This is a genomic window from Pseudomonas sp. PDM09, from assembly GCF_014852305.1.
Lineage (GTDB): Bacteria > Pseudomonadota > Gammaproteobacteria > Pseudomonadales > Pseudomonadaceae > Aquipseudomonas.
The window spans coordinates 703264-719437 of record NZ_JACVBI010000001.1; the positions used below are offsets into that span (position 1 = coordinate 703264).

Consider the following 16174-nt stretch of genomic DNA (forward strand, 5'->3'; position numbering starts at 1 on the left):
GCATTACCACGTGTCGGTGGTCGGCTCCGGCAGGCGGAGTTTGCCGCGATCAAGGAAACGCATCGTGCCGAACACGCCACCAGCCAGTTTGCCCCGAAGCACGTAAGGCAGATTGTTCAGTGTCTGCGTCTGCCCCAACCCGAGGGTCTGACGCAGCACCGAGAAAGCCGAAACGCTCACCGGCACCACAATCACCGCTTCGGAAAAACGTGGGATCGAGCCCGACTGGTCGCTGACACCAGAGGCGAGGGATTGACCGTTCACCTCCAGATCCAGGGCCACGCCGTTGTAGTCGATCGCCGTTTCATTGGGGTTCTGCACGCGCAGTTTTACCGCGAAACGCACTTCCAGTTCCTGGCTTGGCAGTGGCTCGATACCGACCACGTTGATGTTCAGCGGGTCGTGTTGGGGGAACAGGGCGCAGGCGCTCAGGGAGAGCAGCAGGAGGGACAGAGACAGGGCGAACAATCTGCGCATGGACAGGTTCTCGTAAAGAAAAAGGCCGAGCCGCTCGTGGCTCGGCTCTTGAGTATTACGCACGGTCTACCAGTGCGACAGCCGCAGGTGAAACGGGTTCACTCTCCACGCCGGTGAACCAGGCAAGGTCAAAAGATCGCAGCCTTTCGGCAGCTCCGCAATGAAAATACTGTAGGAGCGAGGCTTGCCCGCGAAGAATGCGCCGCGGTTTTTCAGGTATTACGCGTCATCGTTCTTCGCGGGCAAGCCTCGCTCCTACGGGGCAAGCCCAATTGCTCTTCAAGCAAACGCCGCAAGCAAATCCTCTTCAAAGGCTTTTTGCGCATCCCCCGGCACCTGTGCGCGATGGCGGGCCAGATGGAACGCCACCTCAAAACTCATGTCGCCCTGGCGCACGGCGCGCAGCAACCCTTTGTCTTCCCAACTGCGGGCGAAGTGATCGGGCAGGTAGCCCACATGCTTGCCGGAAAGGATGAAGGCAAGGGTGCGAGGCGATCGTCGAGGCGATTCGTGCCCGGGTCGGTGATCATCCGGTGTACCTGACCTTCGACATCGACTGCCTCGACCCGGCCTTTGCGCCGGGCACCGGAACGCCGGTGTGCGGCGGTTTGAGCACGGTGCAGGCGCTGGAGATTCTCGGCGGTTTGCGCGGGATCAACCTGGTGGGGATGGACGTGGTGGAAGTGGCGCCTGCCTACGACAGCGCGGACATTACCTCACTGGCTGCGGCGACATTAGCCATGGAGATGCTGTGTTTGTATGCGGCCAGGCATAAGGTCGATCGGTAACACACAAGCCAATGTGAGGGCGGGCTTGCTCGCGAAAGCGGAGTGTCAGCCACCAGAAGTGTTGAATGTTAAGCCGTCTTCGCGAGCAAGCCCGCTCCCACATTTGATCTGTGCCAGGCCATCGAGCAAGGTCTTATCGCTACTGCCAGTTTCTGACAACAGCCTCTGCTAAGCTCCGACGACTTTTCAGGAAAGAGCCTGCCGACCGTGTCGCGAACCAGCCGTTTACTGACTTTGTTACAAGTGCTGCGGGGCAAAAGTCGTCCGGTGACGGCGGCGACATTGGCCAGCGAACTGGAGATTTCCGAACGCACGCTGTACCGCGACATCGCTGAACTCACCGCGCTCGGCGCACCGATTTTTGGCGAGGCGGGGATCGGCTATGTGTTGCGCAGCGGTCTGTTTCTGCCGCCCTTGATGCTCAATGCCGACGAAACCGAAGCCATCGTGCTTGGCTTGCGTTACGTGGATCAGCGTGGCGATGAGGTGTTGGGCAAAGCCGCGGCCGATGCCCTGGCAAAAATCGCTGCGGTACTCGACCCCACGGCCCAGGAGGCCTTGCGCAACCCGACGGTGCTGCCGGGGCCGCCGGGTTATGGCTATCCGCAAAATGCCGTGCCCTTGAATGTGTTTCGCCAAGCCATCCGCGATCAGGCCAAGCTGCACATCGACTACGCGGACGCCAATCAGGTGCCCAGTCAGCGGCTGATCTGGCCACTGGCCCTGGGCTTTCTCAACGAGGTGCGGATCATCGTCGCCTGGTGTGAGTTGCGCAGTGCCTATCGCACGTTTCGCACCGACCGGATCTCGGCCGCCAGCGAGCAGGGCGAACGCTATCCGGGGCGGCGCAGCGACCTGCCGCGCACCTGGCGCAAGCAGATGCAACTGGACGAAGCAGGGCGTTTCACTCCTGACAAGAATTGACACAGGCTTGTTTTAGCATGGCGCCAGAATCAACTCACAAGGAGCCGTAAACATGTCCAATCCAGCCTCTTCACTGGCCCCCGCCATCGCCGCCTACATTGCCGCTGCCAATGCTCGCGACACGTCGAGGGTTGCCAGTTTTTTCGCTGAGGATGCCAACGTGTTCGATGAGGGGCAGCATCAAGTCGGCACACAAGCCATCGCCCAATGGATGCAAGACACCGCACAACGTTATCAGCCCCGGGTCGAGGTGCTCGACGTTCAGCTGCGCACCGGCAAAGTGCTGGTGCACAACCTGATCTCCGGAACGTTCCCTGGCAGCCCGCTGGAACTGCGCTACATGTTCCGCCTCAATGAACAGGGCAAGATTGCCCGGCTGGACATCTCGCTGTAACCGCGGGCCTGCAAAAGCTGGCTCGTAGCAGCTGTCGAGCCCCGGCGAGGCTGCGTTCGGCTGCGAAGCAGTCGTGAGTCCGGCTAACGCGGTTTGCCTGATACACCGCAGGTTCTGGTTTGACGACTGCTGCGCAGCCGAACGCAGCCTCGCTGGGGCTCGACAGCTGCTACGAGCCAGCCGTAAGCGGCGGCTACAACGTATACTGCCGCGCATGAATGTCGACTCTCCCTTAAGCGCCTGGCAACACGCCATCGAACAGAAGGGCTTCGTCCAGGACGAAGCTCAGGAACACGCCGTGTGGGCGTTGCAAAAATGCCATGAAGCCTTGCATGAAGACCACGCGTCCATTACCGGTGTGTACCTCTGGGGGCCGGTCGGGCGGGGCAAGACCTGGTTGATGGATCAGTTCTACCAAAACCTGCGGGTCCCGGCCCGGCGTCAGCACTTTCATCATTTCATGGGCTGGGTGCATCAGCGTTCCTTTCAATTGACCGGCATCGCCGACCCATTGAAAGCGCTGGCCCGCGAGCTGAGCCAGGAAGTGCGTGTGCTGTGTTTCGATGAACTGTTCGTCAACGACATCGGTGACGCGATCATTCTCGGACGTTTGTTTCAAGTGATGTTCGAGCAGGGCGTGGTGGTGGTCTGCACCTCCAATCAACCGCCGGATCAGCTGTATGCAGATGGCTTCAATCGTGACCGGTTCGTGCCGGCTATTACTGCAATCAAACAACACATGCAGGTGATAGCGGTGGATGGCGGGGAAGATCATCGTCTGCATCCTGGCGCCGGTCTGCAGCGTTACTGGGTGAACGTACCGGGCCAGCCCGGCGCGCTGAGCGAGGTGTTCAAAGCCTTGACCGTCGGCCAGTCGCTGTCCAGCGATCCGGTCAAGATCGGCTACCGTTCGGTCAATGTCATGCAGGCCAGTCAAACCGTGCTCTGGTGCCGTTACACCGAGCTCTGCGAGCAGCCATTTGCCGCCATGGACTTCATGGCCCTGTGCGACACTTTCAGCGCTATTCTGTTGAGCGACGTGCCCAACCTCAGCGCGCAAAAACGCGAAGGGCGCATCGCCCGTGGCACTGAAGACGGCGTCGAAAGGGTGGCGGCGGGGGATCGCGAGTTGCCGCAGTTGTCGGTGCATGACGATGGCGTGCGGCGGTTCATCGCCCTGGTGGACGAATGCTACGACCGCAAGGTGCCGCTGTACCTCGAGGCGCAGGTGCCGATGGAGGCGTTGTACACCGAGGGCTATCTGGAGTTTCCGTTTCGTCGCACCCTTAGTCGTCTGCAGGAAATGCAGCTCAAACGTTTCGCCGAGGTTTGATATCCGGGAGGAGCGAACATGAATCAGCCCTTGTCCCACCATTTGCTGACCATGGCCTATCAGAACGCTTGGGCCAATCACCGACTGGCCAAGGCCTGGCTTCAGCTAAGCCCGGCCGAACTGGCAGCGCCGCGAGTCAGTTTCTTTCCCAGCCTCAGCGCGACCCTGAATCACATCCTGACCTGTGACTGGTTCTATGTGGATGCACTGGAGCGGGAGTTGCGCGGTGACGAACCGCATCCCGATTGCTACGTCTTTTTCAACGAAGACGAGCCGTTCGCCCACGGCGTCGATCTCAAACGCGAGCAAGCTCTGGTGGACCGTCGACTGATCGCCTACTGCGAGCACCTGCGCGATGCAGACCTCGGGCGGCTCGTGACCATCGCACGCGACACCCCGCAACATGACAGCCGTTTGCGCATGCTGTCCCATTTGTTCGAGCATCAGATCCATCATCGCGGGCAGGTTCACGCGATGCTCAGTGGCACGTCGGTCAAGCCGCCGCAACTGGACGAGTTTTTTTGTGCGGGTGAGTCGGGGTTGAGGGCTGAGGATTTTGCCGAGCTGGGATGGACCGAGGCATTGATCTGGGGCGTTTGAGAGAGAACGATCACAACAGGATCCGGTTGTCGGCACCCCGGCACTCGCGATAAGGTCGTCAGACCTTTCAGCGCGCAAGAAGCGAGCTGGGGCAACTTGTGTGATTGAGGGTGGAAATGGAATCCGCAGAAATTCTTGTGCTTCAGGCCAGCTACACCAACCCGGTGCATGCCGAGGCGATTTGTCTTGTATTGAACCACTACGCCGAAGACCCAATGGGCGGCGGTCACCCGTTACCCGCCGATAGATTGCGACAACTGCCGGGGGAACTGGCCAAACGTCCCCATGCCTTCAGCGTACTGGCGTTTGTCGGCGGCGAGCCGGCAGGGTTGGTCAACTGTTTTGAAGGTTTTTCGACCTTCGCCTGCCGGCCATTGGTGAACGTGCACGATGTGGCGGTGGTGTCGAAGTTTCGCGGGTTGGGGTTGAGCCAGAAGATGCTGCACAAAGTCGAGGACATCGCGCGCCAGCGCGGCTGCTGCAAAATCACTCTGGAAGTACTGGAAGGTAACGCGGTGGCTCAGGGGGCTTATGGCAAATTCGGTTTTGCGCCAGGCATGTTCGACCCGGCGCACGGGCGGATGCTGTTCTGGACCAAGGCGCTTTAATGCGCAGTCCTGATGAACCGCTTTTTGTAGGAGCCAGGTTTGCCGGCGAAGGCGCACTTAAGGACGTCTTCGCCGGCAAGCCTGGCTCCTACAAAAGAATTACTGTTGAACGACTTCCGGCGTGATAGGCGCGTCCTTGGGTTTCATCAGGCTGAAGTCGATCAACGGCCTCTGCTTACGTGCATAAGGGTTGCCGATCATCAATGGCCGAGGCTTGAAGCTGTCGCTGACCAGGCTTTTGCTGCGGTCCAGTTCATCGAAACTCAGGCCTGCCAGATCCGCCCAGGTGTGAATCAGCTGAGAACTGCTGTACGGACGGCTCAGGTCGCCGGCAAAACTCCAGTCATGGGTTTCGCGCCATTTCGGCGAAGCCCACGCCATGAACGGAATGGTGTACATCGGCGCCGTCGGCTTGCTCTCGTTGCGGCCCAGGGTTTTATGGCCAACGGAGTCGAAGACGTCTTCGCCATGGTCGGAGAGGTACAGCAGGAAGCCGTTCGGATCAGACTTGGCGTAGTCCTTGATCAGGCTCGACACCACGAAGTCGTTGTACAGCACTGCGTTGTCATAGCTGTTGTACGTCGGCACCTGATCGTCACGCACGCCGTCCGGAACACCTTTGCGGTCGGTGAACTTGTTGAACGTCGATGGGTAACGGTACCGGTAGCTCATGTGCGTGCCGAGCAAATGCACAACGATCAGCTTGCGTGGCGCTGCATCAGCCAAAGCCTTGTTGAACGGCTCGATCACGTCGCCGTCGTACTGGGCGGCGTTCTGGTTGCGGTTGTTGTTCAGGTATACCTGCTCGTCGGCCTGCTCGGAGAAGGTCGTAAGCATGGTGTTGCGCTTGGTCATGGTCTGCTGGTTGGTGATCCAGAAGGTCTTGTAACCCGCCTGTTTCATCATGCTGACCACCGACGGTGTGGACAGGTAGAGGTCGGGGTTTTCTTCGTCGGCGAACGTCAGTACCTGCTGCAACGCTTCGATGGTGTAGGGGCGCGGGGTAATGACGTTATCGAAAACCGCCAGTTGGTCCTTGAGCTTGTCCAGCTCCGGCGTAGTTTGCCGAGGGTAGCCGTACAGGCTCATGCGCTGACGGTTGGTGGACTCGCCGATCACCAGCACCAGGGTCGCCGGCTGATTGGCCATCGAATCGGTGAGGTTCTTGAGCGGTGGAATTTTGCTGGCGCTGTGAAGCATGTCTTGCATGCCGGCCAGGGTATCGAGGTAACGGTGATAGGCCACGGCCATCTGCCAAGGCACGGCGGGCTCGATGCGGGTTTCGAACTTCTCGAAGCCGCCCGCCAGGCTGCCGCTGCGTGCGGTATGCTTGATTAGCGGGTAACCGACCACGGCTAGCAGAATTGCCGTCGCCGCGACCAATGCCTGGCCGTGTGGCAGGTATACCGGGCGCAAACGGGTCCACAGGAAATACGCGAACGCGGTGTGGGCGAGGAACGCCAGTACCATCCACCAGGCAAAATACTGGGTCATGTACTCGCCGGCTTCAGACACGTTCGATTCGAACATGATGAAGATGACGCTCTGGGAAAATTCCTGCTGATAGATGAAGAAATAACCGAGGCTGGCCATCGAACAGGCCCACAGCACCACGCCGATCAGTGCGGCCATCACCCGTGTTTTTCTGGGGAACAGCAGCATCGGCGCGAGCCAGATGGCGCTCATCACAAAGGCCTGGCGGAACCCGGTAAAACCGGAGGTGCCCGTCAGTTGAATCAGCAGTTGGGTGATGCCGGAAAAATACCAGAAGAACAGAAATAACCAGAGAAATCCTGCCCAATCAAAACCTTTCGCAGACGTTTTGCTGCGTTTAAACAAAGCCATTCAGCACTCCAGCCTGATAATTTCTTCGGCCGTCGGCACTCTCCTTGTCGCAGACGAACGGGCGCCGCGTGGATACCGAGCGGCCACAATGAGCCGGAGTATCAACAAGAAGGTGTGAAAACTTTGTGAGTTGCCAGAGCTGGCAGGGTTGCAGCGAGTCGGAAACAGCAGCGGCTGCTTCCGAGTCAAACGAGGGGTCAGGCGTGGGGGGCGCGTTGGGTGACAGGCAAGGGCTGAGCCTGATTGCCTTGGGTCAGCAGGCGCAATTGGGCGACTTCCCGCTTCAACTGGTCGCGCTCATCTTTCAACTGGCGCAGTTCATCGCGACGGATCGTGACGTAAAGGGTTTGTGCTGGCAGTGCTGTGTGTACGGTGCCCATTGCTCACCTCGCAAATGGCTGTCTCAACTGTAAGTTCGCTCCCGATTTCGGGTGCTCACTTACTATCGGCGCCGATTTTGATTTCTTTTGCCCCTGAAGGGAACTTTTTTATTTTTCATGGTCGTTGTGTCTTCGGTACGATTCCCGACGTTATCAGTCTGGATCGGGCACAATGCCCGGAAACTTCATTCCCATACGCTGGACTAACTCGAATGAGTCGCGTTGGGCTATAACCTTTGACACACTTTATTTGTAGTAGGGAGCATCAGTACATGCAACTCGGGATTATTGGACTGGGCCGCATGGGCGGTAATATTGCACGGCGCCTGATGCTCAACGGACATACCACCGTTGTTTACGACCGCAATAGCGCATTTGTCGATACCCTGGCTGAAGAAGGCGCCACCGGTGTTGCCGACTTGCCAGCCCTGGTCGCTGGCCTGGCCAAACCACGCGCGGTGTGGGTCATGCTGCCCGCCGGCGCACCGACCGAAGACACCATCGACACCCTGAGCACCTTGCTTGAAGCGGGCGATACCATCATCGACGGCGGCAACACCTTCTATAAGGATGATATCCGCCGGGCCAAAACCCTGTCGGAAAAAGGCCTGCACTACATCGACGTCGGCACCTCCGGCGGCGTCTGGGGCCTGGAGCGTGGCTACTGCATGATGATCGGCGGCGATGCCGACACCGTTAAGCGTCTTGACCCGCTGTTCGAAACGCTGGCCCCGGGCATGGGCGACATCCCGCGCACCAAGGATCGCCAGTCCGATGACGATCGCGCCGAGCGCGGTTACATCCACGCAGGCCCGGCTGGTTCTGGCCACTTCGTGAAAATGATTCACAACGGCATCGAATACGGAATGATGCAGGCCTTCGCTGAAGGCTTTGACATCCTCAAGACCAAAGCCAGCACCAACCTGCCGGAAGACCAGCGTTTCGACCTGAACGTTGCCGACATCGCCGAAGTCTGGCGTCGTGGCAGCGTGGTGTCGTCCTGGCTGCTTGATCTGACCGCCGACGCACTGGCCAGCGATCCGAAGCTCGACGGCTACTCAGGCTCTGTGGCTGACAGCGGTGAAGGTCGCTGGACCATCGAAGCCGCGATGGAGCAATCGGTGCCGGTACCGGTGCTGTCGAACTCGCTCTTCTCGCGCTACCGTTCGCGCGGGCAAGGCACCTTTGGTGACAAGATTCTCTCGGCCCAGCGCTTCGGCTTCGGCGGCCATGTGGAGACCCCGAAAAAATGACCCATGTGATCCGCAGGAAATCCAAGGCAGAACCCGCACCGCCTACCACGCTGTTTCTGTTCGGTGCCCATGGTGATCTGGTCAAGCGCTTGCTGATGCCGGCGCTGTACAACCTGAGTCGCGACGGTTTGCTGGGGAATGGACTGCGGATCATCGGCGTTGATCACAACGCTATCAGTGACGAAGCCTTCGCCAAAAAGCTCGAAGATTTCATTCGGGTGGAAGTGGCGGCCAAGGTTGGCAAGGGCGATCAATCCCTTGATCCGGTGTTGTGGGCCAAACTGGCCAAGCACATCAGCTATGTCCAGGGCGACTTCCTTGACGAACGCACCTACGAAGCGCTGGCGGCGAAAATCGCCGCCAGCGGCACGGGCAATGCGATTTTCTATCTGGCCACCGCGCCACGTTTTTTCAGTGAGGTGGTGCGGCGTCTCGGTGCTGCCGGATTGCTGCAAGAAACCCCCGATGCCTTCAGAAGGGTGGTGATCGAAAAGCCTTTCGGCTCCGATCTGCATACCGCAGAAGCCTTGAACGCGTGCTTGCTCAAAGTGATGACGGAAAAGCAGATCTACCGGATCGATCACTATCTGGGCAAGGAAACCGTGCAGAACATTCTGGTCAGCCGGTTCTCCAACAGCCTGTTCGAAGCCTTCTGGAACAACCATTACATCGACCACGTGCAAATCACCGCCGCCGAAACCGTCGGCGTGGAAACCCGTGGCAGTTTTTATGAGGTCACCGGCGCCCTGCGGGACATGGTGCCCAATCACCTGTTCCAATTATTGGCGATGGTGGCCATGGAACCACCGGCTGCTTTTGGCGCCGATGCGGTACGTGGCGAAAAAGCCAAAGTCGTCGGCGCGATCCGCCCCTGGTCGACCGAGGAAGCGCGAGCCAACTCGGTGCGCGGCCAATACACCGCCGGCGAGATTGGTGGCGAGCCGCTGCCCGGTTATCGCCAGGAAGCCAACGTGGCACCCGACAGCACGACCGAAACCTATGTCGCGCTCAAAGTCATGATCGACAACTGGCGCTGGGTCGGCGTGCCGTTCTACCTGCGCACCGGCAAGCGTATGAGCGCCCGCGACACCGAGATTGTCATTTGCTTCAAGCCGGCGCCGTATGCGCAGTTCCGCGACACCGAGGTCGATGAGTTGCAGCCGACCTACCTGCGGATCCAGATTCAACCAAACGAAGGCATGTGGTTCGACCTGCTGGCCAAGCGGCCGGGGCCGGCGTTGAACATGGCCAATATCGAGCTGGGTTTTGCCTACAAGGATTTCTTTGAGATGCAGCCATCGACCGGCTATGAAACCCTGATCTACGACTGCCTGACCGGCGATCAGACGCTGTTCCAGCGCGCCGACAACATCGAGAACGGCTGGCGCGCCGTGCAGCCATTCCTCGATGCCTGGCAGCAGGACGCAACGGTGGAGAACTACACGGCCGGCGAAGACGGACCTAAGATTGCTGATGAGCTGCTCACCCGCGACGGCCGCGTCTGGCACAGCGTCGGATGAGTGAGATAACGCAACAGCCCATCCGTTTTCTGCTCAGCGACATGGACGGCACGTTACTGCTCCCTGATCACAGCCTCAGTCAGCGCACGATCGAAGCGGTCCGCGCCTTGCGCGAGGCTGGCGTACTGTTCAGCCTGGCCACCGGACGTCCGCCCAAAGCCATGTTGCAGCAGATCGAAGCCCTGGGTGTTGATCTGCCGACGGCGGCCTTCAATGGCGGCACCCTCGTAAACCCGGACGGCAGTGTGCTGGTTGCACATTATTTGCCGGCAACGGCGGCGCTGACGGCGCTGACACTGTTTGCCGATCAGCCTGACATTGAAGTCTGGGTGTTCAGTGGCGGCGACTGGCTGTTGAAAGATCCGTACGGCCCGATGGTCCCGCGAGAGCAGCACGGCTTGGGTTATCCGCCGGTGGTGGTCGAGAATTTCGAGCCTTACCTTGCACGTATCGACAAAATCGTCGCGGCCAGCAATAACGCCGAACTGTTGATCGAACTGGAAGCGCAGTTGCTGCCCAAGGTCGAAGGGCAGGCGCAGGTTTCGCGTTCACAACCGATCTATCTGGACGTGACGGCGATGCTGGCTAACAAAGGCGAGGCATTGGCAACACTGGCCGAGTTTCTCGGGGTGCCATTGGAACAGACCGCCGCCCTGGGTGACGGTGGCAATGACCCGGCGATGTTTCACCGGGCCGGGTTGTCGATCGCCATGGGGCAGGCGGAAGAGGCGGTGAAGCGTCAGGCCGACGTGGTGACCGGAGCCAATACCGAAGACGGCGCGGCCCAGGCGATCGAGCAATACATCCTCCCTCGATAACGACACAAAACCAATGTGGGAGCGGGCTTGCTCGCGAAGAGGCCGTCACATTCAACATCGTTGTTGAATGACACATCGCCTTCGCGAGCAAGCCCGCTCCCACATTTGGCCGGTGTTACAGCCAGTAGCTCACCGCATACCAGCCCAACACGCCCATCACCACGGTATAAGGCAGCGCCATCCATACCATCCGCCCGTACGACAGGCGAATCAGCGGGGCAATCGCCGAGGTCAGCAGGAACAGGAACGCCGCCTGACCATTGGGCGTCGCCACGCTCGGCAGGTTGGTGCCGGTATTGATCGCAATCGCCAGGGTTTCAAACTGTTCGCGGCTCATGTGGCCGGCGAGGAACGCCTGTTTCACTTCGGTGATGTAAATGGTCGCCACGAACACATTGTCGCTAATGGCCGACAGCAAGCCATTGGCAATAAACAACATGCCCGGCTGTTGACTTGTCGGTAGCGCCAGCACCCACTGGATCAGCGGTGTGAACAGTTGCTGATCTTGAATCACTGCCACCACTGCGAAAAACACCACCAGCAGCGCCGTGAACGGCATGGCATCCTTGAAGGCGTTGCCAAGGCGATGCTCATCGGTAATGCCCGTGAATGCGGTGATCAGCACGATCACCATCAAACCGATCAAGCCGACTTCGGCGACGTGAAACGCGAGGCCGGCAATCAGAATCAGCGCTGCCGCGCCCTGAACCATCAACGCAGCGCGCTGACGTGCAGTGCGTGCGGCGTTGTCTTCGGCGGCGTAGTTGGCCAGCACCGTACGCACATTGTCCGGCAGCAGCGTGCCATAGCCGAACCAGCGCAGTTTCTCCAGCAGTACGCAAGTCACCAGACCCGCTGCCAATACCGGCAACGACACCGGTGCGACCTTCAAAAAGAATTCGGCGAAGTGCCAACCCATTTCATGGCCGATCAACAGGTTCTGCGGCTCGCCAACCAGCGTGCACACACCGCCCAACGCGGTGCCGACCGCACCGTGCATCAGCAGGCTGCGCAGGAAGGCGCGGAACTGTTCGAGGTCGGCGTGATGGAGCGTGGGCAAGTGCCGGTCATCGCCGATTTCGCTGTCCTGACGCGGATCGCCGCCCGAGGCGACACGGTGATACACCGAATAGAAACCCACCGCCGCACTGATAATCACCGCAGTCACGGTCAACGCATCGAGAAACGCCGACAGAAACGCGGACAGGAAACAGAACATCAACGCCAGCAGGGCCTTGGAGCGAACCCCCAACAACAAGCGCGAGAAGAGAAACAACAGCAGGTCTTTCATGAAATAGATGCCTGCCACCATAAACATCAGCAGCAAGATCACCGGGAAGTTGTGCACCAGCTCATCATAGAGCGCCTGGGGCGTGGTCATTTTCAGCAGCAATGCTTCGACCAGTAGCAACCCGCCGGGCATCAACGGATAACACTTGAGCGCCATGGCCAGGGTGAAAATAAACTCCAGCACCAATAACCAGCCGGCCGCCACCGGACCGACCGTCCACAACACCAGAGCGTTGAGAATCAGGAAGCCGACAATGCTCGCCTTGTACCAACGAGGTGAGTGCCCGAGAAAATTATGCGCGAAGGCCTGGGCCATTGAACCAGACATCGGCTACTCCTTGTTTTAAGAAGCGCGCAAGTTGCCGTAAGAACAACAGAAGATCAAGTGCGGAAAATGACGTTGGCCTAACACCGATAACGCGCGACGACCGCGCGGCAGTTGCCGTCCAGTGAATAGCCGCCTATGACAATGCAACCGTTGGCCTGAATGGCCAATGAAGTAGCAGTATGCGAACCGTGACTCAGGTGTGTGCGACACCAGCCGATGCCCTTGGCAAAACTGCGATCCAGTTGCCCACTGGGTAAATATCGGGCAAAAACGAGATCAGCTTCGACCCCGCCGACCGTCGCTCCGACTGTCAGCACTCGCCCGTCCGGCTGAACCCCGGCGGCGGTCCAGTGGCAGTCGCTGCGGCCGACTCCCAATAGCTTTGGCTGGCCACCGTTGCAATGAATATCCGGCCGGCCATTACTGTGAACTTTCAGAGACAGGCAGAGCATCGGATCGCGACTGCTGCCAAAGCAATGCAAGTCACCGTTTTCATGCTGGACGATCTGGCAGACCCGAGCGCTGTGCTCGCGTGCCTTGAAGGTCATGAAACCATCCACGGCGAAGCGGTCGTCCAGCCGGCCATCCGGGTGATAACGCGCCAGCAGACCTTCCTCGGGAACATTGATTGTTCCGCTCACCAGGATCCGACCATCGCGCTGCACCATCAAGCTGCAGAGCCAGGTGTTCATTAACAGGTGCCGGACCATGACGAAACCACGGCCGTTGAAGCTATCGTCCAGCGAACCGTCGGCGTTGAGTCGTATCAGCATGCCGGCGTGATCGGCCAGGTCGAAGTGATGATTGGCCAGCAACAGGATTCGACCGTCGTCCTGCACGCAGACATCACAGGCTTCAGTGCCCGGCATGCCGCGCGGTAACCAGGCATCGCGAGCGCCCCGGGAAAGATCACCCGGCAGGCGCACCACGCAGTATCCATTGTCGCCAAACCCCTGGACCGGGCAGCCTTGCTGATCGAACATCGCCAGGGCAGGCAGCGTACGGTGAGCATTTTCGTAATGCAGGCCGGCCACCAGAATGTGCCCGTCGGCCAACACCCGCACTTTGCCGGCCATGGCTTCGAAGCCGTGGGCGAACTGCCCGCTGATGCTGCCTTGTTTGCCAAATGCCAGATCCGCCGAACCATCTGCAAGCAGACGGGCCAGGCCGAAGCGATGGCCGCCCGGCGTACCGACTTTTGCCGCCACCAGCAACCGGCCGACAGGGTCAATCGCAATGTCATTGGCCATGCTGGAGAGACTGCCGGAAAAATACACTTGAGTCTTGCCGGTGCCAGCGAAACTCGCATCGAGCCGTTCGGCGCCATTCACGGTTGCAGGTAAGGCAAAAGCAGTCTGGGGTGACATGCATGCATCTCCTTGCCAGTCGTCCTGATCCAGGTGCCCGGAAGGTGACCGCCTGAGTAAAACATTCAATCCCTGAATGACTCGGCGCACAACTGTTTTCATGAGCTGGAGGGGGGGCGTTTTGTGCCAGAACAGTGTCTTTTCGAACCACTGAAAAGCCTGCCAAGTAAACCGGCGGTTAGAAGTTGAAACAGGGGAGGGTTTGCGCAGCTGACTGTAGAAAATCGTCAACTAAAAAGAAGGGGCGCGGATTGCCGGGCGGCAATCCGCGAATACACTTAGTGCGGCATGGACCATGATTGCAATTTGTAACCTTCCTGGCTCAACTCGGCACGGGCTTCTTCCAGCACATGTTCAAGTTGCGCCGGATCGGAGTAGGCGCTGCTTGGAATCTGTTTGCGGCTGATGCGCGTGTTGGTGCGATCAATGATGGCCAGGTTTAGTTCGCTACCGTCTTGTAGAGCCCAGGCCACGCATTGAAAGGGTTGGAATGCGCGGTCGGCAATCAAAAGTGCTTCGTTGATACGGAGCGGGGCGTTCATGGGATCTTCTCTCTGTATGCCCAAACAAGTGATGTGCCGTCGGTTGGGCTTACCGTTCGGCTGGTTACTTGTACTGATGTCCGCAACCGGGGGTTGGGTCACACACAATCGAAAGAAATTTTAACTTTCTTTGATTGATTCGATATTCAGGCCGCTTCTGAAAGCTGAATGAAAGGTTTAACCCGTTAGGCAACTAACCAACTGACTTCTTATAACTAATAAGCAAACAACCCTATAAGCAATCGATACAAGCTCGCGTCAAAATCTTGCTAGTGTTACATCGAAGCCCGCCAAATGACTGTTTTTACTAATATTTCCTAAATTTGGCGTCAAGGAACAGTCATGATCGAAGCGCCTGCCTTACGACGTCTTTTAGTAGTGGATCCTTGCGACGACTGCCACCGCTTGTTGCCGGGTTTACGCGCCGTTGGATGGGATGTTGACAGCTGTACCCTGGAAAACGCCACCGAACGAACCTGCGATGTCGGCCTGTTGCGTTTGCAGCCCTTTCATCTGGAGCGCCCGGAAGCCGTCAAGGAATTGATCGCCCGTAGTGGTACCGAGTGGATTGCAGTGCTGAATCAAGAAGTCCTGCGATTACAAAATGTCGGAGACTTCGTCTGCGAATGGTTTTTTGACTTCCATACCCTGCCGTTCGATGTCTCACGGGTTCAGGTCACCCTGGGCCGAGCGTTCGGTATGGCACGCTTGCGCGGGCAGGGCACGGTTCATGTCGATCAGCCTGAACATGAACTACTCGGCGACAGCAAACCGATTCGCGAACTGCGCAAACTGCTCAGCAAACTGGCACCCACCGAATCCCCGGTGCTGATTCGCGGCGAAAGCGGGACGGGCAAGGAGTTGGTCGCTCGCACGCTGCATCGACAATCCCAGCGTCACAGCAAACCGTTCGTGGCGATCAACTGCGGCGCGATCCCCGAACACTTGATCCAGTCCGAACTGTTTGGCCACGAGAAGGGCGCCTTTACCGGCGCGCATCAGCGCAAGGTCGGGCGGATCGAGGCGGCTAACGGCGGAACGCTGTTTCTCGATGAAATCGGTGATTTGCCCTTGGAACTGCAAGCCAATCTGCTGCGCTTCCTGCAGGAAAAACACATTGAGCGTGTAGGGGGCCACCAGCCTATTCCGGTGGATGTGCGGGTATTGGCGGCAACGCACGTCGACCTGGAAGCGGCCATCGAGAAGAAACGCTTTCGCGAAGATCTTTACTACCGCTTGAACGTCCTGCAAGTCATCACCGTGCCGCTACGCGAGCGCCATGGTGATCTCTCGATGTTGGCCAATCACTTTTCCCATTTCTACAGCCATGAAACCGGTCGTCGTCCGCGCAGCTTCAGCGAAGACGCGCTGATCGCCATGGGCAAGCACGACTGGCCGGGCAATGTTCGCGAGTTAGCCAATCGGGTACGGCGCGGACTGGTTCTGGCTGAAGGAAGGCAGATCGAAGCCCGGGACCTGGGGTTGCTCAGCCAGCAGGCCATTGCCGCGCCGATGGGCACGCTGGAAGACTACAAGTGCCGGGCAGAGCGCCAGGCCTTGTGCGATGTACTTAACCGCCACAGCGATAATTTGAGCAACGCCGCCAAGGTGCTGGGGGTATCCAGGCCTACCTTCTACCGTTTGTTGCACAAGCATCAGATACGTTGAGCGATTGCGGGCCCGGAGTGAGGTTTGCCGGCGAAGAAC

At 58.8% G+C, this 16174-nt stretch carries 15 protein-coding genes and 2 pseudogenes; 10 read left to right on the plus strand and 7 right to left on the minus strand.

The annotated features are described in order from the left end of the window. Positions 1-3: 3 nt before the first annotated feature. Together IB250_RS03100 and IB250_RS03105 are read right to left on the minus strand one after the other, a co-directional pair. Positions 4-477 carry an LEA type 2 family protein gene (locus IB250_RS03100; protein WP_192342926.1) on the minus strand — a complete coding sequence of 158 codons (474 nt, stop codon included), beginning with the start codon at positions 475-477 and terminating at the stop codon, positions 4-6. Between the two features lie 279 nt (positions 478-756). Further along, positions 757-963: pseudogene (locus tag IB250_RS03105) on the minus strand (LysR family transcriptional regulator); the annotation flags it as partial. Between IB250_RS03105 and IB250_RS03110 the strand changes: the two are divergent. The 6 genes and pseudogenes from IB250_RS03110 to IB250_RS03135 all read left to right on the plus strand — a co-directional run. Next, positions 954-1265, plus strand: a pseudogene (locus tag IB250_RS03110) (arginase family protein); the annotation flags it as partial. The pseudogenes IB250_RS03105 and IB250_RS03110 overlap by 10 nt on opposite strands. 207 nt (positions 1266-1472) lie before the next feature. Further along, positions 1473-2189, plus strand: coding sequence for a helix-turn-helix transcriptional regulator (locus IB250_RS03115; RefSeq protein ID WP_192342927.1), 717 nt, complete (start codon positions 1473-1475; stop codon positions 2187-2189). 52 nt (positions 2190-2241) lie between these two features. After that, on the plus strand, positions 2242-2583 hold the full coding sequence (locus IB250_RS03120; protein ID WP_007897370.1) for a nuclear transport factor 2 family protein: 342 nt from the start codon (positions 2242-2244) through the stop codon (positions 2581-2583). A gap of 214 nt (positions 2584-2797) precedes the next feature. Further along, positions 2798-3916 carry a cell division protein ZapE gene (gene zapE, locus IB250_RS03125; RefSeq protein ID WP_192342928.1) on the plus strand — a complete coding sequence of 373 codons (1119 nt, stop codon included), beginning with the start codon at positions 2798-2800 and terminating at the stop codon, positions 3914-3916. A gap of 18 nt (positions 3917-3934) precedes the next feature. Beyond that, positions 3935-4516: a DinB family protein gene (locus IB250_RS03130; protein ID WP_192342929.1), complete on the plus strand. Its 582-nt coding sequence runs from the start codon at positions 3935-3937 to the stop codon at positions 4514-4516. A gap of 116 nt (positions 4517-4632) precedes the next feature. Then, a complete protein-coding gene (locus IB250_RS03135) occupies positions 4633-5124 on the plus strand; it encodes a GNAT family N-acetyltransferase (RefSeq protein ID WP_123496776.1) in 492 nt (163 codons plus the stop codon). A 99-nt stretch (positions 5125-5223) separates the two neighbouring features. Here the strand turns inward: IB250_RS03135 and IB250_RS03140 are convergent, their stop codons facing one another. Continuing rightward, complete coding sequence (locus tag IB250_RS03140) at positions 5224-6969, minus strand: phosphoethanolamine transferase CptA (RefSeq protein ID WP_192342930.1); 1746 nt, start codon at positions 6967-6969, stop codon at positions 5224-5226. A 197-nt stretch (positions 6970-7166) separates the two neighbouring features. Continuing rightward, complete coding sequence (locus IB250_RS03145) at positions 7167-7349, minus strand: DUF6026 family protein (protein ID WP_008069248.1); 183 nt, start codon at positions 7347-7349, stop codon at positions 7167-7169. Between the two features lie 272 nt (positions 7350-7621). On the opposite strand from IB250_RS03145, the gene gnd reads away from it, so the two are divergent. Genes gnd through IB250_RS03160 form a run of 3 tightly spaced genes read left to right on the plus strand, consistent with a single transcriptional unit; the run spans position 7622 to position 10940 of the window. After that, positions 7622-8602, plus strand: a complete 981-nt coding sequence (gnd, locus tag IB250_RS03150; protein ID WP_123496772.1) for a phosphogluconate dehydrogenase (NAD(+)-dependent, decarboxylating) — start codon at positions 7622-7624, stop codon at positions 8600-8602. Continuing rightward, the gene (zwf, locus tag IB250_RS03155) at positions 8599-10122 is read left to right on the plus strand and encodes a glucose-6-phosphate dehydrogenase (protein ID WP_192342931.1); all 1524 of its coding nucleotides are present in this window, start codon (positions 8599-8601) and stop codon (positions 10120-10122) included. Before gnd ends, zwf begins: the two co-directional genes overlap by 4 nt. Then, complete coding sequence (locus IB250_RS03160; protein WP_192342932.1) at positions 10119-10940, plus strand: HAD family hydrolase; 822 nt, start codon at positions 10119-10121, stop codon at positions 10938-10940. Before zwf ends, IB250_RS03160 begins: the two co-directional genes overlap by 4 nt. A 115-nt stretch (positions 10941-11055) precedes the next feature. Here the strand turns inward: IB250_RS03160 and nhaB are convergent, their stop codons facing one another. The 3 genes from nhaB to IB250_RS03175 form a co-directional block, all read right to left on the minus strand. Next, positions 11056-12558, minus strand: a complete 1503-nt coding sequence (gene nhaB / locus IB250_RS03165) for a sodium/proton antiporter NhaB (protein ID WP_192342933.1) — start codon at positions 12556-12558, stop codon at positions 11056-11058. A 77-nt stretch (positions 12559-12635) separates the two neighbouring features. After that, positions 12636-13925, minus strand: coding sequence for a hypothetical protein (locus tag IB250_RS03170; RefSeq protein WP_192342934.1), 1290 nt, complete (start codon positions 13923-13925; stop codon positions 12636-12638). Positions 13926-14203: 278 nt separating this feature from the next. Then, a complete protein-coding gene (locus tag IB250_RS03175; protein WP_192342935.1) occupies positions 14204-14467 on the minus strand; it encodes a hypothetical protein in 264 nt (87 codons plus the stop codon). 342 nt (positions 14468-14809) lie between these two features. Between IB250_RS03175 and IB250_RS03180 the strand changes: the two genes are divergently transcribed. Then, on the plus strand, positions 14810-16135 hold the full coding sequence (locus IB250_RS03180; RefSeq protein ID WP_192342936.1) for a sigma-54 dependent transcriptional regulator: 1326 nt from the start codon (positions 14810-14812) through the stop codon (positions 16133-16135). The last annotated feature ends 39 nt before the right edge of the window (positions 16136-16174 follow it).

Coding starts and splice junctions, on each gene's coding strand:
- IB250_RS03100 (WP_192342926.1), bottom strand. CDS start 477: ATGCGCAGATTGTTCGCCCTGTCTCTGTCCCTCCTGCTGCTCTCCCTG.
- IB250_RS03130 (WP_192342929.1), top strand. CDS start 3,935: ATGAATCAGCCCTTGTCCCACCATTTGCTGACCATGGCCTATCAGAAC.
- zapE (WP_192342928.1), top strand. CDS start 2,798: ATGAATGTCGACTCTCCCTTAAGCGCCTGGCAACACGCCATCGAACAG.
- IB250_RS03180 (WP_192342936.1), top strand. CDS start 14,810: ATGATCGAAGCGCCTGCCTTACGACGTCTTTTAGTAGTGGATCCTTGC.
- IB250_RS03170 (WP_192342934.1), bottom strand. CDS start 13,925: ATGTCACCCCAGACTGCTTTTGCCTTACCTGCAACCGTGAATGGCGCC.
- IB250_RS03145 (WP_008069248.1), bottom strand. CDS start 7,349: ATGGGCACCGTACACACAGCACTGCCAGCACAAACCCTTTACGTCACG.
- IB250_RS03160 (WP_192342932.1), top strand. CDS start 10,119: ATGAGTGAGATAACGCAACAGCCCATCCGTTTTCTGCTCAGCGACATG.
- IB250_RS03135 (WP_123496776.1), top strand. CDS start 4,633: ATGGAATCCGCAGAAATTCTTGTGCTTCAGGCCAGCTACACCAACCCG.
- nhaB (WP_192342933.1), bottom strand. CDS start 12,558: ATGTCTGGTTCAATGGCCCAGGCCTTCGCGCATAATTTTCTCGGGCAC.
- IB250_RS03140 (WP_192342930.1), bottom strand. CDS start 6,969: ATGGCTTTGTTTAAACGCAGCAAAACGTCTGCGAAAGGTTTTGATTGG.
- gnd (WP_123496772.1), top strand. CDS start 7,622: ATGCAACTCGGGATTATTGGACTGGGCCGCATGGGCGGTAATATTGCA.
- IB250_RS03120 (WP_007897370.1), top strand. CDS start 2,242: ATGTCCAATCCAGCCTCTTCACTGGCCCCCGCCATCGCCGCCTACATT.
- IB250_RS03175 (WP_192342935.1), bottom strand. CDS start 14,467: ATGAACGCCCCGCTCCGTATCAACGAAGCACTTTTGATTGCCGACCGC.
- zwf (WP_192342931.1), top strand. CDS start 8,599: ATGACCCATGTGATCCGCAGGAAATCCAAGGCAGAACCCGCACCGCCT.